Here is a 24,465-nt window from a genome sequence, read left to right as displayed (position 1 = left end):
CTGCGGAGGGTGGCCGGCTTTGTTGTGCCCGTGCACCACCGGTTGATCGTGCCGATCCGACCGTCGATCGTGCCCAATCAACCACCGACCGTGCCGATGTGGCCATCGAGTGTGCTCCTGGTGCGAGCGAGTCGCTGGGTGAGTCTGCAACATCGGGTGCGCGACGGCATTATTCGCACGGTCGACTGAAACGAGGGCCCGGTCGATGGCGATATTGGCACGCTCGGCGGTGATATCGGCCCGCTCGATGGTCGGATGGGCCGGCCGATGGTGATATCGGCACGATCGATGGTTGGATGGGCACGGTCGACGGTGTTATCGGCACGGTCGACGGAGGGCCGGGAACATTGAGACACAACGAAACTGGCCGCCAGCCCTTTCGGGCTGACGGCCAGCTGAGTTCGAGCTGGTCTATCAGGCGCTCGGTGTTGCGTACAGCTTCGGATCGATGGTCACCTGTTGGAAGTCGGTGAGTTCACCGTTCTTGGTTGCTTTGGCGAGAATGCCGTCGGCGCTGCAGATGTTGGGCGAGATGGGGATCTGCTTGCCGTTGCACTGGAACATGATTCCGTTGGTGAGCGGGTACTCGGTCGGCGGAGCCGTCTTCATGGCCTCCATGACGGTCTGCTGCGTCGGGTCGGTGACCTTGGCGGCGTTGAGTGCCTTGATCATGCCGAGCATCGGGGCGTATCCGGCTGAGGACAGCTGGCCGAACTTGGCGCCGTCGCCGTACTTCGCGAGAACCGCTGAGTAGAGCTGTGAGTCGGGTGCATCCGGGCTGAGGTTCAGTGCCGTGGCGACGTTGATGTCCTCGTAGCCGTTCGGGATCGAGGAACCGCCGCCGATGGTGACGCATCGGTCGATCGCGAAGATCGGAGCATTTGGCTTGGTGGTCTTGATCGCCTTGAACGCGCTGGTGCAGAAGCTGTCGTTGCCGATGACGAAGAAGTTGTCGGCGTCGGCACCTGCTGCGCTGATCTGCGGGGTCATATCGGCGGTGCCGGGCGGAATGCCGACCACACTGAAGTCGAGACCCGCGTTGCCCCAGATCAGGCTACCGAGCTGACGGGTGGGCCCCTCGGCACCCGGTACGCCGATGGCGACACCGACGGTGTTCTTGAGTCCCTCGTCCTTCGCCGCAGTCGCGGAGATGGCGAAGTAGGCGGTGCCGTTAGTCAGCGAGAAGACGCCGGGAGAGCTGAGACCCTTTTGCGTTGTCCCACTGTGGATCACCAGCGGGATCTTGGCGGGAGAGAGGACGTCGACGAGGTTGTCGAGTTCACCGGGAGTCGGCCCGACCACGGCCGCGGCCTTGGCCTGGACCATCTGGTTGGCACAGTCGGTCGCGACGGCGGGCTGCGCCAGCGCTTGGCAGGACTTGACCTGGATGGGGTGGCCCCCGATACCGCCGAGGTACTCGTTGGCGTAGTTGGCGGCAGCTTCGGCGCCTCGGATCTCGTCGGTGACGTCGATGGACTGAGACTGTCCCTCGCTGACGAATCCGATGGTGACCGGAGTCCCGGTGGCCTTGTTCGGCGTGCCGAGTACGGACTCGTTTGCCGAAGGCTCGGCAGCTGCGTCGCCTCCATCATCCGAACTGCTACAGGCGACCATTCCGGCGGTGAGGGCGGCCGACAGCAGAGTCGTTGCGATCAACCGCCGGCCTGTCCTTGATTTCTGCATGTTGTGCTCCTGAGGTCGGGACGAGAGAAGCTGCGCCCGCACATGGGTTGTTCCGTTGAGCGTCGTACTTGTCTTGCGAGCGATCACAAAGTTCAAACTATTTGAAGACGCAGTGTCAGATACGAACCTCTGAATCGTGGACTATGACGGGCGTCACTCCTACCCTTTTCGGACAATGTTATCGAACCGTGATGTTCCCGTCCGGAGAGACGTTAATGTCAGACCAGTAAAAGGGCACGCGGAGGCGAAACCAGTGTCGCTGAATCCATATCACTAATCCCTGGTTCGGAATTGCTCAGTCGATGCAAGAGATAACCGCGAGTGTCAGAATAGTTCGGGCAGTGGTTCTGGTGCGGCGAGTCAATCGCCGCGAACGACAGCCATCATCGAGTCGACATCGACGAACTTGACGCGGGGTCGCTTCCGTGGCTTGCCGGCCGCCTTCTCTGCCTTGTCGATGAGCGACCAGCCGGCGAAGTCGACGACCTCGGGCGCCCGTTCCGAGACCAGGTCCGCAAACGACTCAGCGTCCTGTGGGGGATCGGCGAGGGCTCCGGCGACGTAGTCCTGCAGCAGCAGATCAACTGTGTCGGCGGCGCACTTCTTATTCGTTCCGATGACCCCGGATGGACCGCGCTTGACCCACCCGGTGGCATAGACGCCCTGAATGGGCTCCTCATCGACCAACGTGACAACCCTGCCCTCGTTGTTGGAGATGACACCGCGAGCGTCGTCGAAGGGCACTCCGGGCACCGGAACGCCCCGATAGCCGACGGCACGCAGGATCAGTGTCGTCTCGATGGTTTCGGTAGTGTCCGTTGGGACCGCGACGACCGCCCCGGAGTCGGTCAGCTCGAGTGCGTTGCGCGTGACGTCGACGGACTCGACCCGATCGGTGCCGGAGGTCTCGGTGGGGGAGGTGAGGTACCTCAGCACGAGACGTTTCGTTGCGCCCCTTCCCCCTTCGTCGGCAACCTTGCGGGCCAGGGAGACCTTGGCCTTCACCGATGACTCGGTCTCGGGCGAATCCAGGATGCCTTGCGTGACGGGATCGATCTGCGCTTCGTCGGGGTCGATCACGAGATCGACCCCGGGTAGGTGACGCAACGCCATCATTTCGGGATTGGTGTACCCGGCTTGCGCCACACCGCGCCGACCGAGGACGACGACCTCGCGGATATTGCTGGTGCGCAAGACTTCCAATGCGTGGTCTGCGATATCGGTGCGATCGAGGTCGTCCGGATCGGTGAGCAGGATACGCGCGACATCGAGCGCGACGTTGCCGTTGCCGACTATGACGGCACGTTCGCCACTCAAGTCGTAGGTACGCTCCGCATAGTCGGGGTGCCCGTTGTACCAGCCGACGAACTCGGTGGCGGTATGACTGCCCGGCAGATCTTCTCCGTTGATGCCGAGGCGGCGATCTGATGATGCACCAACCGCGTAGATGACAGCGTGGTTGTGGGCCAGGAGTTCCTCGTGTGTGAGGTCGACGCCGATCTGGACGCCGAGATGCAACCGAAAGTTTTTGCGACGCTCCAGGGTTCGGAAGATGTCGGTGACCGCTTTCGTGCCCGGGTGGTCGGGGGCGACCCCGGAGCGCACCAGACCGTATGGCGTGAGCAAGCGTTCGAACATGTCGACCTGGACGCCCTTGAGTGCTATCAGTTCGGATGCCGCATAGAACGCGGCCGGCCCGGACCCCACGATGGCCACGCGCATCTCCGAGAAGTCCGCCTTCCGCCACAGTGGTTTCGGGACGTCGAGTTGGCCGGTCTGCATGGGGTGTTGTTCGAAGTAGTCGGCGTTGAGCTCGATGAACGGGAGCTCGGGGTCGTCCAATTCGTCCTCGGCCTTGATCGCCTCGACGGGGCATGCTTCAACGCACGCGCCGCAATCGATGCAGGTCTGCGGATCGATGTGCAGCATCTCGGTACGCATGAAGTCCGGTTCATCGGGTGTGGGGTGGATGCAATTGACCGGGCATACGTCGACGCACGAGGCGTCATTGCAACAAGCTTGCAGGATCACAAAAGCCACGAGTGTCGCCCTCCAGTATCTGACAGTTACGTCCACTTTGGGTGGCGATATACCGTTCTGTCAAGTGTGTAAGACCTGACTCTCGACTAGCGCCAGAATTTGATCTAACGTCAGTGTCACTATTGGTTTCGCACACCGCGTCGGCCGGGCGGCCGAACGGGTGCTGACAAGGAGTGTCATGACCGAACAGAAGCGCCTGGTGGTGTGCGCAAGTCACAGCCCGGGCATGGAGCGTGACACCGAGCATGTCTTCGGCTCCGAGTTCCGGGCCGGTCTCGCAGATGCGCGCGCCATGGTCACCGAGTTCGATCCCGACTTCACGATCCTGTTCGGCGGCGACCACCGCCGGGCGTTCCGGCACGTCGTGCCGACGTTCGCTGTCGCCATGTCGGCATCGATCCTGCCCGAAGGCGGACATGACGAAGGGACACTCGACATCCCGGTCGACGTCGCGACTGATCTTGCCGCACATCTCCTCGACGCCGAGTTCGACATCTCGATCTGCCGGGGCGTCGGCCTCGACCATGCTTTTGCGCAGCCCCTCCGGGATCTCACCGGTGACCTGAACACCTATCCGGTCATCCCGGTGCCGATCAACTGCGCGACCGGGCCGCTACCGTCGGCGGCACGGGTGCTCGCATTCGGAGAAGCCGTCGGACAGTATCTGGACACCATCGATGCTCGCGTGCTCGTCATCGGAACCGGCGGGCTGTCCCACTCGCCGCCGAGCCTGGAACTCGATGCCTACGACATCAGCGACGAAGAGCGACGCCGCGTGATCGCCGAAGGCGCTGCCGCTGCGCGCAAGAAGATAAGGCCCGAGTGGGACAAGGCATTCTTGAGTGCACTGGCCGAGTGGGATGGCGCCGAGCTGGCCTCCCTCACCGATGATGCGCGCGCCCAGGCCGGCGTCGGCGCCAACGAGGTACGAACCTGGCTCGCCGCGGGAGCCGCGGGCGGTGGAAAGCCGCTCGACGCGGTCGTCTACCAGCCGGTCGAGGAATGGATCACCGGAATGGGACTCGCCGTCTCGCGGTGAGACGCACACGACAAGCAACTCGACAGCACGGGAGAACGGAACTTCGATGGCGCATTTCGACAGAGCAGAAGTAGAGGCCGCGTTCCGGCACTACTTCATGGTGGGTCAAGTAGCCGAGGATTGGGAAGCGTGGGCGAATCTGTTCACCGACGACGCCACCTACACCGACCACTTCTACGGAACCTTCACCGGACCGAACGAGATCGTTCGCTTCATCGAAGGCACAATGGGCGGTGCGCCACATGTGTACAACCCGTTGGTCTGGTACGTCATCGACGGCCATCGGGTGGTCTACAAGCTGGTCAACCGCGCTGACAATCCCGAGCCCGGCGCCCCACCCATAGATTTCTACTCGCTCCAGATCATCGAGTACGCCGGTGACGGTAAGTGGCGGTCGGAAGAGGACGTGTGGGTGATGGGGGAGATGAAGGCTTTTGCCAAGACCTACGCCGACGCATCGGCACAGTGGCCGCAGACGATCGACGAGAAGCTCAGCCGCAACGACTGGGGCCCATGGGTCGAATGGGCCCGACCCGACCCCGGACACGTGGCCCGGCCCTCCTGGGTCGACCGCGAAGGCTTCACGCCATTTACGAGTATTCACGAGATCGACTTCGGCGTCCGTTCGCACTGACAGACGGCGACAAGGACTGCCCCGCAGCAACGTTGCTGCGGGGCAGTCCTTGTTCAGTTGGCGTGGGTGCCGGTCAGCGACCCTGCCACACAGGGGCGCGCTTCTCGGCGAACGCGAGCGGACCTTCCTTGGCATCTTCGGAATAGGCGATGCCCGGGAGAGCTGCGTTGGTCATCTCCCAGCCGAGGCTCTCATCCGGTCGCTCCCCGGACTCGCCCTGTGCCAGCGCTATGCGCTTCGTGGCGGCGACCGCCAGCGGGGCGTTCGCCGCGATCTTCTCGGCGAGGGCAAGTGCGGTGTCGAGGACGTCGGCAGCAGGCACGACCCGATTGACCAGGTGCAGCGCGAGTGCCTGCGCTGCGGTGATCGGTTCACCGGTCAGCAGCAGCTCCATGGCCACGACCGGTGGGAGTTTGGCGGCGAGGCGGAACGCTCCGCCGGCTCCGGCGATCAGGCCTCGCGTCACCTCCGGCAATCCGAACACCGCGGTGTCGGCTGCGACGACGAGGTCGCTGGCCAGTACCAGCTCGGTGCCACCACCGAGCGCCGGTCCGTTGACGGCCGCGATTGTGGGTTTGCTGATCGCCTGCCCGACGTAACCGGCCAAGCCCCATTTCTCGCGTCCGGGCGGGATCACGGCCTCGCCGCGCATGAGGGCCTTGAGGTCGGCGCCCGCGCAGAACGCCTTGTCGCCGGCACCGGTGAGAACCACTGCCCGGACGTCGGGGTCCTTGTCCGCTTCGGCAAGCGCATCGCCGACAACGATGCACATCTCGGCGTTGACGGCGTTACGCGCTTGCGGACGATTGAGGGTGATGAGCATGACGTGTCCGCGGCGCTCGATGAGAGCGGGGGCTTCGAGTGTTTCGGTCATGTCGATTCCTTAGAAGTTGTTGTTTGGCAATGCTGATCGTCAAGCCCAGATGTCGGAGGCCGCGACCGCGTGTCGCGGTGGTGGCGCCGGAGTCGAGGACGGAGTGCGGGAGAACGAGGGCGCCGGTGCGGGCTGGGTGACTCCGTCGATGGTCGTGAACACGTCACGGGCAATGAGCTGCGGATCGGCTTCGGCCTCGGCAAAGGTGAGCACCGGGGTGACGCAGGCATCGACTCCGGCGAAGACAGCTGCCCAATGGTCCCTGGGCGCAGAGCCGAAGCGCTCGGTGAAGAGTTTGCGCATTCGCGGGTAGTTCTCCGGATCGCGCTGAGCGCCCACCTCGGCGGGATCGACACCGAGAGTGTCGAGTAGCGTCGAAAAGAACTGGGGCTCCAAGGCTCCGACCGCAACGTACTTGCCGTCGGAGCATTCGTAGGTGTCGTAGAACGGCGCGGACCCGTCGAAGACGTTCTCACCACGATCATCAGACCACCGGCCGGATCCGCGCATGGACCACAACAGATGGCCCAGAGCCGGAGTGCCGTTCACGATCGCCGCATCCACGACTTGTCCGCGCCCGGACGTTTGGCGCTCGACGAGCGCGGAGATCAGACCGATCACCAGGAACATCGAGCCGCCACCGAAGTCGCCGAACAGGTTCAGTGGCGGCACCGGGCGTTCACCCGGTCGCCCCACGGCGTGCAACAGTCCGGTCAGCCCGATGTAATTGAGGTCGTGACCCGCCTCCATTGCTCGGGGTCCGGTCTGGCCCCAGCCGGTCATACGACCGTAGATGAGCCGGGGATTGAGGGCGGTGACATCGTCAGGACCGAGGCCGACCCGCTCCGTCACACCCGGGCGAAATCCTTCGATCAAGATGTCGGCTTGTTGCACAAATCGTTTCACTTCCACCAGGTCATCAGGGTTCTTGAGGTCGGCCTCCACGATCGTCCGATTGCGAAGGCCGGCGCTCGACGGCGTCCCGGGTGTCGGGAGTCCACCACGTCGCTGAACCCGCACGACATCGGCACCCAGGTCTCCCAGCACCATGGCGGCGTGGGGACCGGGACCGACGCCCGCGAGTTCGAGCACGCGGATTCCGGCGAGCGGACCGCCGGCAGGAATGCTGCGATCAGTCACTGGAGGGAAGTGGCTTGGCGCTCTTGATGTCCAGTGGCGTGCCGCCGAGTGACAGACTCCCGGCACCCGACTTGGTGACGAGGATTTCGACGGTGTCGGCGGCGTCGACGTAACGCTTACCGATCTGCGTTCCACCGTCCAACCCGGCCGCCGGGGTCAGTCCGGACGACGGCGCCTGTGCCACATCGACCATGGGCTGGCCGCCGCAATCGAGTTCTGAATCGGCTGTCGTGGCTTTGATGACGATGACCTGCGTACCGCACACCTGGCTCTGCAGACGACTTCCGGTTTTCAACACGGTGTCTCCTTTGTTCTGGTTTGTTACTTCAACAGTTCGGTCCGCTACTACGAGCGGGATACCGCCGATGGCTCGACGATGTCTGCCACGACCTTCTTGCGCAGGATCTTTCCCGTCGCGGTTGTCGGGAGATCGTCGAGAAACACGATGCGATCCGGTGTGCGCGAGCCCCGGAGGCGTTCACGAACATAGGTGCGCAGCTCTTCGGGATCGGGGTTCGCCGCCGGCTCGACGACCACGGCGGCGACAATGGCCTCGCCCCAATGATCATCGGGCACACCGACAACGACCACCGAGCGAACCAGTGGATGATTCACCAGGACGTCTTCGATCTCGGCGGGCGCGATGTTCTCACCGCCGCGGATGATGGTGTCGTCGTTCCGACCGACGATGAACAGGAACCCCTCGTCATCGGTGTACGCGAGGTCCTTGGTGGGAAACCAGCCCTCGGCGTCGAGGACGGAACCGGCACCCATGTACTCGCCGGACACCTGCGGTCCGCGGACCCACAGTTCACCCTGCTCGCCAGATGCAGCCGGGATGCCGTCGGCGCTCCGTAGCTGGATCTCGATGCCGGGCACCGGGCGTCCGATCGATCCGAGGCGGGCCTGGACGGACGGGACGTCGCTCTCGAGGGCGGCCCGGTGATCGTCGGGCCCGAGAAGTGCGATGGTCGAACTGGTCTCGGTCAGACCGTAGGCGTTGACGAAACCGGCACCTGGGAAGGCACGCAAAGCCGCTTCGAGGGTGGGACGCGGCATCCGCGCACCGCCGTACGACAGTGATTTCAGGCTGGGGACATCCGCTTGCTCGCCGGCCAGGACGTCGACGATACGGTCCAGCATCGTCGGCACGACCATCGCCGACGTCGCACCTTCGCGGCGCACCAGTTCCACCCAGGCCCGCGCATCGAACTGCGGCAGGTAGATCATGCGGCGCCCGGCGTAGACGTTCGTCAGAATCGTTCCCATACCCGCAATGTGGTACGGCGGAACGCTGATCAGTGCGCCGTCCGACTCCGCCGCCGAACCGTATTCGACGGTGCCCATCACATAGCTGAGCAGGTGGCTGTGCCGGAGGATCACGCCCTTGGGCGCGGACGTTGTTCCGCTGGTGAACAGAACGATGGCCGGGTCATCCGGATCGACCATCGCGGCCGGCAGCGGATCGGCCGCGGCAGCACGCGCGGCGGTCGCGACCTCGTCGGTCGTCATCACACCGGGGAAGGACGACAGCTCGGACACGTATCTGGGGTCGGCAATGATCAGCGGTGATTCCGTGCGTGCGATCAACTGTTCGAGCTGTGCGGTGGCCAACCGGTAATTGACCGGAACGAAGGGCACACCCGCATGGGCGGCGGCGAACAACAGCACCGGGAGTTCCAGTCCGGAGTTGCCCAAGAAGACAACGTTCTTGGCGTCGGCCTTCGCGATGACGGTTGCGGCACCGGCGACCAGCCCGCCGAACTCGGCGTAGGTCAGCGAGGTTCCATCGACCGTGATGGCCTTCTGGTCGGGGTTGCCCGACATCGCCATGTCCAAGATCAGCGAGATGCTCATACAAGACTTCCAAATCTCTCATGTGAATGACGTGGGTCACTCCTGGCTGAAACCATAGTAGATCATCTGACACATTGTCTACGAGTTGGACGAATCGGTTTTCTGTGGCTTCACATGGGTTTGTTTGTGCAGTTCAGCACGTATCGATCTTTGCCAGACGGTGTCTGGGGCGGTTCCCAAAGCCGTCTGGGACTGAACCTTGAATATCCTTCATCTGACATCTAGGGTCAGTTGCGTATGCCGACAGCCCTAGAACGAGTTCGCAATCGAAAGGTGGCCGAGATGGCGCTTGCCATATCCTCCGAACACATCGAGCTGGCCGATGCCGCCGCCGGCCATCTGCAGCGCCACGATGTCCGCGGTGCTGCGCGTGATTCCCTCGATGGATCGGCCGACCTAGCCAAATTCTGGTCGAGCACGGCAGACCTCGGCTGGCTGGGCCTGCATCTCCCGGAGGAATACGGCGGCTCGGGCTACGGCATCGCGGAGCTCACCGTCGTGCTCGAAGCGCTGGGTCACGAGCTTGCTCCCGGTCCGTTTCTGGCGACAGTCGTCGCATCGGCTGTCATCGCGCATGCGGGCGACGCCGGCCTCAAGTCGGCACTCCTCGAGGGTCTCGGCGATGGATCCGCGGTCGGCGGCGTCGGGCTGTCCGCTGGATTGACGCTGGACGCCGAAGGTTTGATCAGCGGCCAGGTGCGCGCCGTCCTGTCAGCGCCAGAGGCCGACGTGCTGGTTCTCGCGCTCGGCGACGATATCGTCGTCCTCGACAAGGACACCGCAGGAGTGGAGGTCACCGCCGCGAAGGCTCTCGACACCACGCGTGGTCTCGGCACTGTCTCGTGTGCCGGCGTCGCGGCCCCGGCCCATCGAATCCTTGGCGGCGCAGCGCGTTCGAGCCGAAGCATCTTGCGGATTCTCGCGTCGGCCGAGGCCATCGGCGGTGCATTGGCATGTCTGGAGATGGCGACCGAGTACGCGAAGGTTCGCGAACAGTTCGGGCGGACCATCGGTTCATTCCAGGCGGTCAAACATCATTGCGCCAACATGCTCATCGCCACCGAGGCGACCATTGCGAGCACATGGGATGCCGCTCGCGCGAACGACATCGACGGAACCTGGTTCGCCGCGGCTGTCGCGGCCTCCTACGCGGGCCCGACACAACTCAAGAACGCACGGATGAACATCCAGCTGCACGGTGGCATCGGCTTCACCTGGGAGCACGACGCGCACCTGTACCTGCGGCGCGCGACCACGGTCGCCGCCATCCTGTCCGACGATATTGATCCGCTGTCCGACATCGTCGCCGCCTACCGGGCCGGACAGGCACAGGGTGCGTCCTTCGAGCTCCCCGAGGAAGCCGAGGCATTCAGGGCCGCCGCGCGCGCCGAAGCGGACGCCGTACGGCCCCTGTCGGAGGCGGAACGCCGTGACCACCTCGTCGACAGCGGATATCTTGTCCCGCACTGGCGTAAGCCCTGGGGACGCGAGGCCGGGGCCATGGAGCAGTTGGTCATCGAGGAAGAATTCGAGGGCATCGACCTGCCCGACCTGGGAATCACAGGCTGGGTCAATCTGACCATCGCGCAGGTGGGTTCGCATGATCAGCGCAACCGCTGGATCGAGCCTGTGCTCCGCGGGCGGGACCAATGGTGCCAATTGTTCAGCGAACCCGGCGCCGGGTCGGATGCCGCCGCCGTCCGGACCGTCGGGAAGAAGGTGGACGGGGGCTGGCGCGTGACCGGTCAAAAAGTCTGGACCAGTGTGGCACTCGAATGTCAGTGGGGTCTGGCAACCGTGCGGACCGATCCTGATGCATCGAAGCATGCGGGAGTGTCGATGATGGCGATCGACCTCTCGTCCGAGGGTGTCCAGATCCGCCCATTGCGTGAGATCACCGGTGATGCGCTGTTCAACGAGGTGTTTTTCGACGATGTGTTCGTGCCCGACTCCGATGTGGTCGGGGGAGTGGGCGAGGGCTGGAAGGTCGCCCGCGCGACCCTGGGCAACGAACGCGTATCCATCGGTGGCGGTAGCGGTTCCATCGCATTCGGTACCGCAGAGTTGGTGAAGTTGCTCGATGAGACCGGCTCATCTGACGGCGAGCACCGCGTCGGCGAGATGATTGCCGAGGCTCACACACTCCGTCTGCTCAATCTCCGGCAGGCTGCTCGCGCGGTGATCGGCGCCGGTCCTGGACCGGAGGCCAACGTGACGAAATTGGTCAAAGCGGAGCATTCGCAGCGTATTACCGAGCTCGGTATCGATCTGGCCGGTACCGCGGCGGTCACGGGGGATACCCCGGAGCTGACCTACGCGTACCTTTTCGCGCGTTGTCTGACCATCGCCGGTGGCACGTCGGAAATCATGCGCAACACCATCGCCGAACGCCTGCTCGGTCTGCCGCGCGACCCCGTGGCGCGATAGCCGGCCGCAACACAAAGTACACCGTTCAGACATGACCACATGTGGTTGTGACTGAACGGTGTACTTTGTTCGTCGTACGTGTCGAACCTGCTACTTCGGCTGGAAGCGCAGTGCACCGTCGATACGGATGACCTCACCATTGAGGTAATCGTTCTTGGCGATGTGCTCGACCAGAGCCGCGTACTCTGACGGGCTGCCCATCCGGTTCGGATAGGGAACCGTTGATCCCCAGTGCTTTTCGGCCTCTTCGCGTTCCATCTGGAAAGCGGGGGTGAAGAAAGTGCCGGGGGCGATGGCCATCACGCGGATGCCCTGCTTCGTCAGATCGCGTGCGGCAGGCAGCGTCAGTCCTACGACACCACCCTTCGCGGCCGAGTAGGCCGTCTGGCCGATCTGGCCCTCGAACGCAGCGATACTCGCGGTGTTCACGATGACGCCACGGTTGCCGACCTCATCGGGCTCGTTTTTGGACATCGCGGCAGCGCCCAGGCGCAGCACGTTGAACGTGCCGTTGAGGAAGAGGTTGATGTACCACTGGAACTGTTCGAACGATGCCGGCTCGCCATCGCGTCCGACAACGCGCGATGCACCCGCGGAACCACCGTGGGCGTTGACGACAATACGAAGTGGCGCAAGTTCATTGGCGACCGCCAGTGCCGCGTTGACACTGTTCTCGTCCAGCACATCGGTGCTGACGTAGCGGACGTGGTCACCGAGTTCGACCTCGAGAGCTTTGCCCTTTTCGTCATTGAGGTCGGCGATGACGACCGACGTACCGGCTGCGGCCAGGGTGCGAACCGTGGCCTCGCCGAGACCACCGGCGCCACCGGTGACGAGTGCGGATGCGCGACTTATATCCATCTGGAGTTTCCTCTCCTGCCGCGGTACCCCGATCGAGTACCGACGTGGCGAATAGAACCTCATCAAAGATGACATAATTGTCAGAAACAATCAAGAGCGCCGGTGATCGAGATTCAAACACGCAGTAGGGCAGTACTAATGACTGCCAGAAGATGAAGATCTGTGGTCAGATTCAAGAGGGGTGACTCAGGTCAGGTGGGTGAAGAAACCGCGCCTGATGCAGTCGATCAAGAGGTCGGCAGTTGCTTCGTCCGACAACGGCGGTGAAAGCTCTTGTGCGGCTTGCGGGATCCTCGCGACAAGTGACCTGAAGATGATGGCCGCGACCACGGGATCGAAAGGGTAGTCCCGCTTTCTGGTGATGAGGTCCGCAACCATGGCCGAATCCATCGCCGCCTGGCCGCAGATACCCAACTGGGTCACGACATCGTTGTCCGTGGTCTTCTCGGTCCAGGCACCGATGGAACCCGAGTATCGCGTCATGAACGCGGTGAAGCTGCTGATCCAGGCGCGGAGTTCAGTCGTGTCGGGATCAGTGAGATCGATCTTGCTCAAGCGTGCGGCATGGTCGATCGCCTGCTCGGTTCCCTCGATACTGATGGCTACGAGAAGATCCTGCTTTTCGCTGAAATACTTGTAGAACGTTCCGCGGGCGAGACCGGCCTGCTCGACGATGTCGTCGACGCTGGTGCGGTGGTAGCCCTTGAGCTGGAACTGGGTTGCTCCGGCATCGACAAGGGTGCGAACGGTATTGACCGCACGCTTGCTGAGGTTCGCGGTTCGGTCGGCGGCCGACAGGCCGGCGGTCGATGGCAGCGGGGGTACTTCGATGACCGGATCTTCTGGTGGCGTCTCCAGGGGAATGCTGTTCAGGACGGATGACGGTGTCTCCGGAAACAGCAGCAACTGCAGATAGACGGACAGCGAGTCGACGACGGCCTGGGTGTCCCGCCCGTAGGTTCGGTCGGTGGCCAGGAACAGGTTGATGCGGTGCACGATCGCGATCATCGCCATCGAAGCCACCCGCGGTTCCATGCCCTGCAACTCGGACTGCTCGAGGCGGGCGGTGACCATTCTCGTGTATCCGGACATGAATGTATCGATCTGCGGTCGGACCGAGGTGTCTGCCATCGCCACACTCGTCCACTGCACGAACATCGTCGAGTACCGGTCGAAGACCCAACTCCACTCGCCGAGCCACCAGTTCAGATTGTCGAACCCGACCTTGGTCGGGCCCAGCGGCCCGATGCGCCGCGCAACGCGGAAGAGAGCCCGCCCGCAGACATCGAGCAGCTCGAGAAAGATCTCGTCCTTGCCCGGGAAATACTGGTAGAGAGTGGCCCTGGAGATGTCGGCTTCTTTGGCGATGGCATCGACCGAGGTGTTGAAGAACCCCACCCGGCCGAACAGCTCCAACGAGACGTCGACGATCTTGGTACGCGTGTTCGCGCCCCGGCTGCCCACGTCGGGGCTGGACGGGCCGTAGCTGGCTCTGCGTGTAATCGGCGTTGTATCTGACACTGGAGGTCAGCCTAACTGCTGATCGGCGAGATTGACGAACGACAGCCCGGGTCGGGTGCCGTCGATTTCCTCACGTCGTGGCCCCTGGGACGACGAAATCGGCTGATCCCGCGATCGCGACGGCACCGGTTTGCCGTGTGCAGAGCAGTTCTACGGTGACCAGGACCTCGCCGCCGGCTCCGTCAATGATCGCAGTGACCGTCCCGGTACAGGTCAAGACATCGTCCGGCCAGACCTGCTCGCGGAACCGGACGCCGAACCGTCGCACGTTCTCGGCGCCGAGCCAGTCGGTCGCGAACGTCGCCAGCAGTGCCGACTGGTGCATGCCTTGGGAGAACACGGACGGGTTTCCAGCACTCCGCGCCATGGTGTCGTCGTAGTGCATCGGGTTGAGGTCACCCGAGGCGCCGGAATAGCGGACGAACATCTGACGGGTCATGGGGCCGAAGTCGCGCGGGGTCGCAGTGTCGCCGACGGCGAGTGAGGCCTGTGTTCTGGTCATTGAGATGCTCCTCGTGCCGCTCGTTCGATGAAGGTGGCCTGTGCCTGGGCAACCAAGTTGCCGTCCCGATCGCGGTACTCGGTGAGCACCACTGCGAAACGCATCTGCCCGCCTCGCTTGCCCGGCTTCTCGTATCGGTCGACAAGCCGTTCTTGCGCGGTCAACACATCACCGACTTTCGGCGGTGGACCGATGAATGTGTACTCCTGTTCGCCGTGCAGGAGACGTTTGCGTTCGAATCCGACTGTGACCCGTACGCCGGCCGGGGCCCAGTGCGCGGCGTTGACCAGAAAGGTCGGAGGGATGATCGCGTCCGGACCCTGGTATGCGGGGTTGTCCGACTGCATGGCGGCCGCAAACTCACGAATCTTGCCCTGTTCGATCACCATGTCCCAGGGTTGCCCGGTGGCGCCGACAGGCGAGGCTTCTGGGTTGGAGGTGCTGGTCATCTCGTTCCTTCGGTATGCAGTTCGGACAGGTATCGCTCGACGAGTGCGACAACGGTTTTCGGATAGCTGTGTGCGACATCGACGTCGAGGCCGTCTCTGGCGAGCAGGACGGCCAGTCGATTGTTGATGAGCGACAACACAAACGCAGCCACCAGTTTGTAATAGGTGATGTCGCCGTCGATCCGGCCGCCGAACTCGAGGTAGCGATCAATGGTGCCGTCGGTGTCGAGAACTCCCGGCATCCGGGCGAACCCCAAGGCCTCGCAGAGGAACTCCTCGAACATCAACCACCAACCCAGGTCGATCTCGGGTGGGCCTGTGGTGGCGGTTTCCCAGTCGAAGAGCGCGGCGACGGACATGTCGTCGGCGAAAGACATATTGCCCACCCGGGCGTCGCCCCACACCACGCCGTCGCGGTCGGTGGCCGGGGCCTCGGTCATGATGACGTCGAATGCCCGCTCCAGCACATCGGCGCCGACCACGAGGTCCTCGCGCGCCCACTCGTACCACCTGCGAAGGTTGTCGAGATAGCGCGCCAGCCCGGTGGTTCCGGTGGCCGGGTCGGCGCGGAGAAAGTTCAGCAGTTCTCGGTCGTCGACTTGGTGTATTGCGACCAGCGATTTGATCGCGTTGTCACACAACAGCTCTCGTTCGGATGTCGACAGCTCGGTGGTCCAGCCGCGCTTGTGCCAGCTGGGGACATCGGATGGCGTCCGGCCGGTGACGCGACGCATCAGATAGAACGGGGCTCCGAGGATCGAGTCGTCGTGTTCGATCCAAACGATCTGGGGCACCGCGATGCCGGCGCTACGTCCGAGACGTTGCATGATCTCCGCCTGCCGGGGAGCGTCCGGTTCAGTGAACAACTGATGGTCGGAAGCCTGCATGCGCAGCACCAGATCGACTTCCTGCCGGGTGCCGGTGGTGTCCGTCCAATTGGCAGTGAAGAAGACTGTCTTGCCCGAGTAGCCCGCGTCGGGCGCGGAGAAGTCCGAGATCTCGAATCCGGTGCCGCCCGGAGCGACACGTTCGGGCAACCACGAGTCCAGAATCTCGCGAGCGCCGCCGCCGAGTTCACCTCGGGTCGGTGTGTAAACCATGCGAATGCCTTCCCTGGGTTGCACGCCACCGAGAACTCGGAAGCGAACGCCCTTTCCTAAAGTGACCAATACTGTCAGAATAGGGCTATGACGGACAGAAAATCCAACAATGTGGAAATTGCGCCGAACCCGATCGGTGACGCGGGGCAGCAGACGTCCCTCGCGCTCGGTGCGTACACGCTTCCGGGGCGGGTGCCCGATCCGCGACCGGCGATCGGTCAGGCGATCGAGGCCGAGCGACTGGGGCTGCGCACACTCTGGCTCAGCGAACGATGGGGCACCAAGGATTTCGGGGTCCTCGCCGGTGCGATGGGCCAGGTCACCGATTCGATCAAGATCGCCTCGGGCATCACGCATTTTCAGTCCCGGCATCCGGCGATGCTCGCATCGATGGCGATGACTGCTCAGGCGATGTCGAATGGCCGCATCGTCATCGGTATAGGTAGGTCCGTCGACGCGATGTGGAAAGCCGTCGGCCTGCCGCCGTCGACGAATGCGTCGATCGTCGATTCGGTGGAACTCTTCCGGCGACTGTGTCGCGGGGAGAAGGTCAAATATGACGGGCCCGCAGGCAAGTACCCGTCCCTGCGACTCACGGACCTTCCTGACCAGCGGGTTCCTCCGCTGGTGTTCGCGGCCATCGGGCCCAAGGGGCTCGGCATCGCCGGCCGGCACTTTGACGGGGTCCTGTTGCACCCGTTCCTGACGCCGGAGGCGGTCGGACGCTCGGTGCACATTGTTCGGGAGGCCGAGAAGGAAGCCGGCCGGCCGGCCGGCAGCGTGCGTGTTTACGCGACGGTCGTTGTCGCGACCGGCCTCGATCCCGCCGAGGAGATGGCCGTCGTCGGGGGACGTGCGGTCACGTATTACCAAATACCCAATTTCGGCGAGCAGTTGGCGAAGGTCAACGGCTGGTCGGTCGATGACCTCGACGCCTTGCGTGCCCACCCACACCTGGTCGGCGTGCGTGGGGCCGCGGATTCGGTGCGGACGCGCGAGCAACTCACCGAGGTGGCGTCTTCGCTGCCCGAGGAGTGGATCCGCTCCGCGTCAGCGGTGGGCTCGGCGAGCGACTGTTGGGCGACCTTCGAGAAGTACCGCGACGCCGGTGCCGACGAACTGGTCCTACACGGCAGCACGCCTGATCAACTCGGGCCCCTGTTCGGCTGAAACGGTGGCAGGGAGCGATCCTTGCCCTAGAGTGACATTACTGCCAGAATTGATCCGATTCGATGGGCGACCGCTGCACCTTGGCTCCGACGCTCGCGGAGAAGAAATGAAAGGTTGCACGTTGTACGAATACGAAGGCATGTACGTGTCGGGCAAGTGGAGCCCGACGTCCGGGCCCGAGATCGAGGTTCGGTCCCCGGCGTCCGGTGAAGTGCTCGGACGGGTCAGCGAGGCGACGGCATCCGACGTCGGGGTCGCCGTCGAGGCTGCCCGCGCGGCCCTCGAGCACGGTCCCTGGAGCCGCAGCACCCCCACCGAGCGCGCTGCGGCGATCGGCGCGTTGGCCGACGCGATCGAATCCAGGACCAAGGTCTTCGCCGACGTCATCTCGGCTGAAGTCGGCTCGCCGCGCAAGTGGACACCGTTCGGTCAGCTGGCCACCACTCTCGGCGTCTACCGGTCCTGTGCCGCAATCGTTCCGGACTACGAGTTCGAGGCGAAACGTCCTTCCGTGATGGGTGGCGAGGTACTGGTCCGCCGAGTCCCGGTCGGTGTGGTCGGAGCGATCGTTCCCTGGAACGCCCCGTTGTTCACCGCCGCGCTGAAGATGGCGCCGGCGTTGGCCGCCGGGTGCACGATCGTCCTCAAACCGTCGCCGGATGCGCCTCTTGGTTTGTCGATGCTCAGTGAGTGCATCGAAGAGGCCGGGATCCCGCCCGGCGTGATCAACATCGTTTCCGGTGGCGTCGACACCGGCGTGGCACTCGTTTCGCATCCCGGCGTCGACAAGGTCAGCTTCACCGGATCGACCGGTGCCGGAAAGCAAATCGGCGCCGCCTGCGCGCAGGACGTCCGCCGCGTCACGCTGGAACTCGGCGGTAAGTCGGCCGCCGTCGTTCTCGACGACGTCGTCGTAGACTCCAAACTCATCAAGGGTCTGGTCACCGGCGTGATGGCCAACAACGGTCAGATCTGCGCCGCACAGACCCGTATCTTGCTGCCGCGCAGCCGCTACGACGAAATACTCGAACCTTTCGCCGCTGCCGTCACCGCGATGCGAATCGGTGATCCGGCGGAGCGCGACACCGAAGTCGGCCCGGTGATCAACGTCGCATCACGTGACCGGATCGAGACTGCAGTAGCCGCCGCGATCGAGGCCGGCGCCCGCGTGGTCGCAGGCGGAAACCGGCCGGAGGGTTTCAACGGGTCGTATGTCAGCCCGACAGTGCTCGCGGATGTCGACAACGACATGGCGGTCGCCCGGGACGAGTTGTTCGGTCCGGTGGCCGTTGTCATCGCCTATGACGACGATGACGATGCGGTTGCCGTGGCCAACGATTCCGAATACGGACTTGCGGGTGCGGTTTGGTCGGCCGATCCCGCCCGGGCCACGCGCGTCGCGACGCGTATGCAAACCGGTTCGGTGTCGATCAATTCTCCCGCGCCGCTTGATTTCGGAAGTCCTTTCGGTGGATTCAAGAAGTCGGGTATCGGGCGTGAAGGTGGGCCGGAAGGCATCGCGGCATATCTCGAGTCGCAATCGATCATTCTCTGACGTCTCGTCAAAAACTCAGTGTGGAAGGACAATCAATATGGAGACCAAGGCCGCGGTCCTGTGGGAGCGCAATGCTGCATGGCAGATCGAGACGATCGAACTCGATGCACCCAAGGAGCAAGAGGTGCTCGTCGAGTTGCATGCGTCGGGAATGTGCCACTCCGACGAGCACATCGTGACCGGCGACATGCCGTTCCGGTTGCCCTGCATCGGTGGACACGAAGGTGCGGGTGTCGTGAAGCAGGTTGGCTCCCATGTGTCCTGGCTCGAGCCGGGTGATCATGTGGTCTTCGGATTCATCCCGTCGTGTGGCCGGTGCCCGTCGTGCTCGAACGGACACCAGAACCTGTGCGATCTCGGTGCAAAGATATATTCCGGCAATCAGATTCAGGACGACACCGCCCGGCATCACACCAAGGGTGAAGACCTGGCACTGTCGTGCGGCGTCGGTTCCTTCGCCCACCACACGGTGGTGAACGAGGCCAGTTGCATCAAGATCGAACCGCACCATCCGCTCGACCGTGCCTGCCTGCTCGGTTGCGGATTCATCACCGGGTGGGGCTCGGCGGTCTACACCGCAGACGTGCAACCGGGGGAGAACGTCGTCGTGGCCGGTGTCGGCGGCATCGGTGCCGCCGCGGTCCAGGGCGCAAAGCTGTCCGGTGCCCGGACCATCACGGTGATCGATCCGTCCGAGTACAAGCGCGAGATCGCTTTGTCCATGGGAGCCACGCACGTCGCGGCGTCGTGGAAAGAAGCGCCGGAGGTGGTCGCCGAGGCGACCTGGCACCGGGGGGCCGACAAGTTCATCTGCGCCATGGGTGTGGGTGAAGGTCGTTTGATCGCAAAGGCTTTGGCCATGACCGCCAAACGCGGACGGCTCGTTGTCACCAACATCCATCCGATGATGGAGCGTGAGGTGTCGGTGAATCTGATGGACCTGACCCTGCAGGAAAAGCAGATCGTCGGCAGCCTCTATGGCTCGGCCAACCCGCGTGCCGACATCCCCAAGATCCTGGAACTGTGGAGCGGCGGATTTGTCGACCTCGACGCCATGGTGACCCGCAGCTACCCGCTCGAGGGTGTCAACGACGGCTACGACGACATGCGTGCCGGTAAGAACGTCCGCGGCATCCTGCGGTATCCGGCCGCCGATGCCGCCGATGCCGCTGTGTTGGAAACCGCCTCTGCCGGAGTTTGATCCGCGCACGCCGACCGTGCCCTGGCGGCGATAACGGCACGGTCGATGGCGATTAGAGCACGATCGACGGCAATGGAAAAGGGAGTGCACCTTTCGGTGCACTCCCTTTTCGTTGACTGCGAGCTACAGGATGGCGCCGCTGACCTTGTATCCGATGATCTCGTCCATCGACAGTCCCAGCTCTTCGAGCACGGCGTCGGTGTGTTCGCCGTGATCGGGTGCTCGGGTCAGTTCGTTGGGCGTCTCGTTGAACTGGATCGGTGTGTTGACCAACTTGTAGTCCACGCCGTTGGAATCGGTGAGGTCCGAGATGTATCCGTTGGCGAGGACCTGTGGGTCCGTGACGACCTCGCGAGGTGTCTGGACAACGGACCAGGAGCCGTCGATGTTGGCCAGGTCCTTCTTCCATTCTTCGAGGGTCCGCTTGCCGAAGGCGTTGTTGAGAACCTCGATGGCCTCGAGCCGGTGTTCGCCGCGCTTGGCGTGGTTCTCGAATCGGGGGTCGGTGATCATCTCCGGAATACCCAGAGCGGTGACCAGCTCCGGCCAGAAGCGATCGGACTCGAGCATCACCAGGGAGATGAACCGGCCGTCCGACGTCTTGTACATGTTGACCAAGGGGTTCGCGGCGGTCGACGGCGTGTGCTTCGGGTAGCGCTCCATGTTGAATGCGTGCGCACCTGCGATCGTGGCACCCATCGACCAGGCGCCCATTGCCAGCAGCGAGCTGTCGACGGTGAGTGCCTCGCCGGTCCGCTCGCGGTGCAGGAGTGCGGTGGAGATAGCACCGGCAATGGTCAGTCCCCCGAGGACATCGCCAAAGGCGGGCCCGGGCATGGTGAGTCGGTAATCGAGTTCGTCCGGGCTGACGTTGTCGGCAGCCCCGCCACGACTCCAGAAGGACGTCATGTCGTATCCACCACGGTTGGATTCCTCGCCGCGCTGGCCGGTCGAAGATCCGCGGACGTAGACGATCTTGTCGTTGACCGCCCGGACGTCGTCGACGTCCAGTCCGAGCTTTTTGCGAGCGTCGGGGCGGAAGTTGGTGAGGAAGACGTCAGCTGTCGCAATCAGTTTCATGAGAATCTCGTGTCCCTCTTCGGACTTGAGATCGATTGCAACACTGCGTTTTCCGCGGTTCGGAAGTTCGAACATGTGGTTGACCCCGCCAGCCGGGATCAGGCCGGACGTGACCAGACCGCGCTGAGGATCGCCGGATTCGGGGTGCTCAATCTTCAGCACGTCGGCCCCCCACTCCGCCAGGATCGCCCCCGCGACCGGCACATACGTCCAGGCCGCCACCTCGACGACACGGATTCCATTCATCACACCGACCACGGCATTGTTCCTTTCGGTCCAGACTTCGATGGAACGGATCGCGACCGAGTGTCGGCGTATCCCATCGACCAGTATCTGACTGAGTGTACACATAATTTTGTCCGTTTTGTGTCGCGCATCACTACCAAATTTTGAGACGATACTGCTGGTGCAAAGGACTATCTGGGAAGATTGTGCCCGTCCACCACTGGATCGGGCTGAAGTGATCTGACGGTATGACCATAAGTGGTAGCCTGACCTCTCGTGACCGGCGTCACGCCCGGCACCACGTACTGCCACCTGGGCAACCAGTGGTTTTCGGAAGGAATTAGACGATGTCTATTGAGACAGGCCGGATGCTCCCGGAGGTGACCTTGGAATCCCAGGCCTTCTGGACTGGTGGATTCGAGGGCGAACTCCGCATTTACCGCTGCCAGGACTGCCGCGGCTGGATCCATCCGCCGGTCGGCGCCTGCTGGCGCTGCCGGAGCCGGAATGTCGGGCCCGAAGCGGCGTCCGGACGTGCGCGCATCGCGTCCTTCACCATCAACCATCACCCATGGCTGCCTGCATTCCCGCCGCCGTACGTCATCGCAGTCGTCGAGCTGGATGACCAGCCGGATGTGCGGCTGACCACCTGCATCGTCGAGATCGACGTCGACGCAGTCGAGATCGGGATGGCGGTCGAGGTCGTCTTCGAAGAGCATGACGACGTGGCCCTGCCATTCTTCAGGCCGGTGGCGGCATGAGCTTCGTAGACGACAAGGCCGTCATCAGCGGTATCGGCCAATCACAGATCGGCAGGCGGATCGGACGCTCGGGCATCGATCTCGCACTCGAGGCCACCGAACGGGCAGTGGCCCACGCCGGCCTGTCGTTCGACGACATCGATGGCGTCGCCAGCTATCCCGGACCGGTCCTCGCCGAGGGCGGCTTCGTCGGAGCCACCACTCATGACGTTCGCGACGCATTCGGTCTCAAGACCAAGTGGCACGTCAGCGGTGTCGAGACCTCCGGCCAGATCGGCACCTTGCTCGACGCCGCGGCAGCGATCTCGTCCGGGCGGGCGACACATGTCCTGTGCTTCCGGTCCGTATGGGAGGCCACCGCGCAGGCATCCGGGCGGGCTGCTGCCCTGACCGGGAAGGCGATGCGGGCATCGGGCCACGCAGAGTTCAGAATGCCTTTCGGGGCTGCCTCTCCCGCGAACTGGATCGGCATGTACGCCCAGCGCTACATGTACGAATTCGGTCTGACGCGTGAGCATCTCGGCAAGTTGGTGATCAACGCCCGCAACAACGCAGCGTTGAATCCAAACGCGATCTACCGCAAGCCGATGACGATGGACGACTACCTCGATGCGCGGATGATCTCCACACCGATGGGGCTCTACGACTGCGATGTGCCGTGCGATGGCGCAACGGCGATCATCCTGTCTCGGCGGGAGGAGACCGGTGGGCTCGCCCATACGCCGATCACCATCGAGGCAGCCGGTTCGGCCCTCTATGAGCGGCACACGTGGGACCAGCGCACCGATTTCACCACCATGGCTTCGCACGATGCCGCCGCATCGATGTGGGACAGCACCGACCTCACGCCGGCCGACGTGGACTTCGCGACCCTCTACGACGGATTCAGCTATCTGTGCTCGCAGTGGATCGAAGCGCTCGGATTCGCCGATCACGGGAAGGTCGGGCAGTTCCTCGACGATGAGGGCTACTACGCGATCGATGGCACGTTGCCCATCAATCCTCATGGAGGACAACTCTCTGCCGGACGCCTGCACGGCTACGGATTCCTTCACGAAGCCTGCACTCAACTCTGGCGAGAGGCGGGAGACCGGCAGATCAAGAAGGATCTGTCTGTCGCAGCGGTAGGTATTGGTGGCGGTCCCGAGGCGGGCTCGATGCTCCTCCGCTTGGACGCCTGACACTTCCGGTCCACCCGAATTCCCAGTGCCCACCCGCAATTCCCTCTCTGCCATCCTGGTCGTAAGACACAAGGTGTGGTAGGGGTGGTGGGGATGGAGTGTGACATGGATTTGTTGGATACCCCGATCGATATCCCGATTGGACGGTCAGCGAAGGGGCGGCGGTCGTTCCCGATCGCGTTCCGGGTTGCGTTTTTGCAGCGCTGGGACCTGGCGGTGCAACGCGGCGCCAAGACTCGGTTGATGCGTGAGTACAACCTGACTCGGGCGACCGTGCGAGAGTGGTTAGAGGCCCGCGAGTCTGGTGCGTTCAGTGACTCGATGGTCGCTGCCGCCGACAAAACGAGGGACCGCATGGACAGCCAAGACCGCGCTGAGCTGGCCCGGTTGCGCGCCAAAGTCGCCCGGTTGGAGAAGAAGAACGCCCAGTCCGAGGCGGCGTTGGAGATCATGGGAAAAGCCTTCGAGCTCTTGGACGGGATCACCAAGAGCTCGACCGAGGACGAGGGTCCGCAGATCCCACCGGCGTTGATGAGCGCCGAGCAGTACCAGGCCTGGCTCAAGCGACATCATCTTTCCTGACCGAGTTGGTCACCGCCTTGGCCACTCACACCTGGATCGGGGTCAAAGCCGCATGCGCATTGACCGGTCTGGCTCGCTCGACCTACTACCGGATCGAGCGCGGTTACCGTCATTACAAGCCGGTCCAGGATCCGGTGCCGCACACGCAGCGGTTCCAGCCGGCTGCGCTGACCGCCACCGAAGAAGAGGTCATTGTCGAGATATTGAACCGTGAAGAATACGCGGATCTGTCTGTGCAGCAAACATATTGGCGCGCTTTCGACAAGCGTGAGATCGGTTGCTCACCACGCACGTTCTACCGGATCGCTGCGCGCTACGGCACGGTCGGTGACCGCCGCCGCGGCCACCACAGCAGCCCCGGCAACCACAGTCGATCCAAACCAATCATTCATGCCAGCGGCCCGGGTCAGTTGTGGTCCTGGGACATCACCGACCTGCACGGCCCGACCAACGACGACCGCTACAAGCTCTACCTCGCGATCGACGTGTTCTCCCGCCACCCGGTCTGCTGGCGCATCGAGTACACCGAAAACAAGCCCGCCGCGATCGACATGTTCACCACCGCCATCGCCGAGCACGGCCC

22 protein-coding genes are annotated in these 24,465 nt (G+C 63.4%); 10 read left to right on the top strand and 12 right to left on the bottom strand.

All coding sequences use genetic code 11. The annotated features are described in order from the left end of the window. Positions 1-414 precede the first annotated feature (414 nt). Both BH683_RS03650 and BH683_RS03645 read right to left on the bottom strand, forming a co-directional pair. On the bottom strand, positions 415-1,683 hold the full coding sequence (locus BH683_RS03650) for an ABC transporter substrate-binding protein (protein WP_084834914.1): 1,269 nt from the start codon (positions 1,681-1,683) through the stop codon (positions 415-417). Between the two features lie 360 nt (positions 1,684-2,043). After that, positions 2,044-3,723, bottom strand: coding sequence for an FAD-dependent oxidoreductase (locus tag BH683_RS03645; protein WP_084834913.1), 1,680 nt, complete (start codon positions 3,721-3,723; stop codon positions 2,044-2,046). A 178-nt stretch (positions 3,724-3,901) separates the two neighbouring features. Between BH683_RS03645 and BH683_RS03640 the strand changes: the two genes are divergently transcribed. Together BH683_RS03640 and BH683_RS03635 are read left to right on the top strand one after the other, a co-directional pair. Beyond that, complete coding sequence (locus BH683_RS03640; protein ID WP_210405155.1) at positions 3,902-4,762, top strand: 3-carboxyethylcatechol 2,3-dioxygenase; 861 nt, start codon at positions 3,902-3,904, stop codon at positions 4,760-4,762. Between the two features lie 46 nt (positions 4,763-4,808). Next, positions 4,809-5,396, top strand: coding sequence for a nuclear transport factor 2 family protein (locus BH683_RS03635; protein ID WP_084834912.1), 588 nt, complete (start codon positions 4,809-4,811; stop codon positions 5,394-5,396). Positions 5,397-5,469: 73 nt separating this feature from the next. Here the strand turns inward: BH683_RS03635 and BH683_RS03630 are convergent, their stop codons facing one another. From BH683_RS03630 to BH683_RS03615, 4 genes are read right to left on the bottom strand one after another with little or no spacing between them, the layout of a single operon-like run. Further along, positions 5,470-6,270 (bottom strand): crotonase/enoyl-CoA hydratase family protein, encoded by an 801-nt coding sequence (locus tag BH683_RS03630; RefSeq protein ID WP_210405154.1) that lies wholly within the window; start codon positions 6,268-6,270, stop codon positions 5,470-5,472. A 39-nt stretch (positions 6,271-6,309) separates the two neighbouring features. After that, positions 6,310-7,410 carry a CaiB/BaiF CoA-transferase family protein gene (locus BH683_RS03625; RefSeq protein WP_084834910.1) on the bottom strand — a complete coding sequence of 367 codons (1,101 nt, stop codon included), beginning with the start codon at positions 7,408-7,410 and terminating at the stop codon, positions 6,310-6,312. Next, positions 7,403-7,708: a hypothetical protein gene (locus tag BH683_RS03620; RefSeq protein WP_084834909.1), complete on the bottom strand. Its 306-nt coding sequence runs from the start codon at positions 7,706-7,708 to the stop codon at positions 7,403-7,405. Before BH683_RS03620 ends, BH683_RS03625 begins: the two co-directional genes overlap by 8 nt. A gap of 47 nt (positions 7,709-7,755) precedes the next feature. After that, the gene (locus tag BH683_RS03615) at positions 7,756-9,267 is read right to left on the bottom strand and encodes an AMP-binding protein (protein WP_084834908.1); all 1,512 of its coding nucleotides are present in this window, start codon (positions 9,265-9,267) and stop codon (positions 7,756-7,758) included. Positions 9,268-9,549: 282 nt separating this feature from the next. On the opposite strand from BH683_RS03615, the gene BH683_RS03610 reads away from it, so the two are divergent. Continuing rightward, positions 9,550-11,694 carry an acyl-CoA dehydrogenase gene (locus BH683_RS03610; protein ID WP_084834946.1) on the top strand — a complete coding sequence of 715 codons (2,145 nt, stop codon included), beginning with the start codon at positions 9,550-9,552 and terminating at the stop codon, positions 11,692-11,694. 90 nt (positions 11,695-11,784) lie between these two features. Here the strand turns inward: BH683_RS03610 and BH683_RS03605 are convergent, their stop codons facing one another. The 5 genes from BH683_RS03605 to BH683_RS03585 form a co-directional block, all read right to left on the bottom strand. After that, positions 11,785-12,555, bottom strand: coding sequence for an SDR family NAD(P)-dependent oxidoreductase (locus BH683_RS03605; protein ID WP_084834907.1), 771 nt, complete (start codon positions 12,553-12,555; stop codon positions 11,785-11,787). A gap of 186 nt (positions 12,556-12,741) precedes the next feature. Beyond that, the gene (locus tag BH683_RS03600) at positions 12,742-14,076 is read right to left on the bottom strand and encodes a TetR/AcrR family transcriptional regulator (RefSeq protein ID WP_245937932.1); all 1,335 of its coding nucleotides are present in this window, start codon (positions 14,074-14,076) and stop codon (positions 12,742-12,744) included. 70 nt (positions 14,077-14,146) lie between these two features. Next, complete coding sequence (locus BH683_RS03595; RefSeq protein ID WP_084834905.1) at positions 14,147-14,578, bottom strand: MaoC/PaaZ C-terminal domain-containing protein; 432 nt, start codon at positions 14,576-14,578, stop codon at positions 14,147-14,149. Continuing rightward, the gene (locus BH683_RS03590; RefSeq protein WP_084834904.1) at positions 14,575-15,027 is read right to left on the bottom strand and encodes a MaoC family dehydratase N-terminal domain-containing protein; all 453 of its coding nucleotides are present in this window, start codon (positions 15,025-15,027) and stop codon (positions 14,575-14,577) included. The genes BH683_RS03595 and BH683_RS03590 overlap by 4 nt, the downstream gene beginning before the upstream one ends. Continuing rightward, positions 15,024-16,127 (bottom strand): phosphotransferase family protein, encoded by a 1,104-nt coding sequence (locus BH683_RS03585; protein ID WP_084834903.1) that lies wholly within the window; start codon positions 16,125-16,127, stop codon positions 15,024-15,026. Before BH683_RS03585 ends, BH683_RS03590 begins: the two co-directional genes overlap by 4 nt. A gap of 87 nt (positions 16,128-16,214) precedes the next feature. Here BH683_RS03585 and BH683_RS03580 point away from each other — a divergent pair, with 87 nt between their 5' ends. The 3 genes from BH683_RS03580 (at position 16,215) to BH683_RS03570 (ending at position 20,053) form a co-directional block, all read left to right on the top strand. Then, on the top strand, positions 16,215-17,297 hold the full coding sequence (locus BH683_RS03580; protein ID WP_084834902.1) for a TIGR03857 family LLM class F420-dependent oxidoreductase: 1,083 nt from the start codon (positions 16,215-16,217) through the stop codon (positions 17,295-17,297). 121 nt (positions 17,298-17,418) lie between these two features. Next, entirely contained in the window at positions 17,419-18,852 is a 1,434-nt protein-coding gene (locus BH683_RS03575) for an aldehyde dehydrogenase family protein (RefSeq protein ID WP_084834945.1), read from the top strand. 37 nt (positions 18,853-18,889) lie between these two features. Further along, positions 18,890-20,053 carry an NDMA-dependent alcohol dehydrogenase gene (locus BH683_RS03570; RefSeq protein WP_084834901.1) on the top strand — a complete coding sequence of 388 codons (1,164 nt, stop codon included), beginning with the start codon at positions 18,890-18,892 and terminating at the stop codon, positions 20,051-20,053. Between the two features lie 123 nt (positions 20,054-20,176). On the opposite strand, the gene BH683_RS03565 is transcribed toward BH683_RS03570, so the two are convergent. Continuing rightward, positions 20,177-21,379, bottom strand: coding sequence for a CoA transferase (locus tag BH683_RS03565; protein ID WP_084834944.1), 1,203 nt, complete (start codon positions 21,377-21,379; stop codon positions 20,177-20,179). Between the two features lie 326 nt (positions 21,380-21,705). On the opposite strand from BH683_RS03565, the gene BH683_RS03560 reads away from it, so the two are divergent. The 4 genes from BH683_RS03560 to BH683_RS03545 all read left to right on the top strand — a co-directional run. Beyond that, on the top strand, positions 21,706-22,119 hold the full coding sequence (locus BH683_RS03560) for an OB-fold domain-containing protein (protein ID WP_084834900.1): 414 nt from the start codon (positions 21,706-21,708) through the stop codon (positions 22,117-22,119). After that, a complete protein-coding gene (locus BH683_RS03555) occupies positions 22,116-23,300 on the top strand; it encodes a thiolase family protein (RefSeq protein ID WP_084834899.1) in 1,185 nt (394 codons plus the stop codon). Before BH683_RS03560 ends, BH683_RS03555 begins: the two co-directional genes overlap by 4 nt. A gap of 105 nt (positions 23,301-23,405) precedes the next feature. Then, complete coding sequence (locus tag BH683_RS03550) at positions 23,406-23,882, top strand: hypothetical protein (RefSeq protein ID WP_084834288.1); 477 nt, start codon at positions 23,406-23,408, stop codon at positions 23,880-23,882. Between the two features lie 5 nt (positions 23,883-23,887). Beyond that, positions 23,888-24,465: DDE-type integrase/transposase/recombinase (locus tag BH683_RS03545; RefSeq protein ID WP_143695939.1), on the top strand; the 578-nt coding region annotated here is incomplete at its 3' end.

Origin of the sequence: Williamsia sp. 1138, assembly GCF_002095435.2 — a bacterium.
Taxonomy (GTDB): domain Bacteria; phylum Actinomycetota; class Actinomycetes; order Mycobacteriales; family Mycobacteriaceae; genus Williamsia.
The sequence above is the reverse complement of the archived record's forward strand: the minus strand, read 5'-3'. Positions and strand labels throughout refer to the sequence as shown.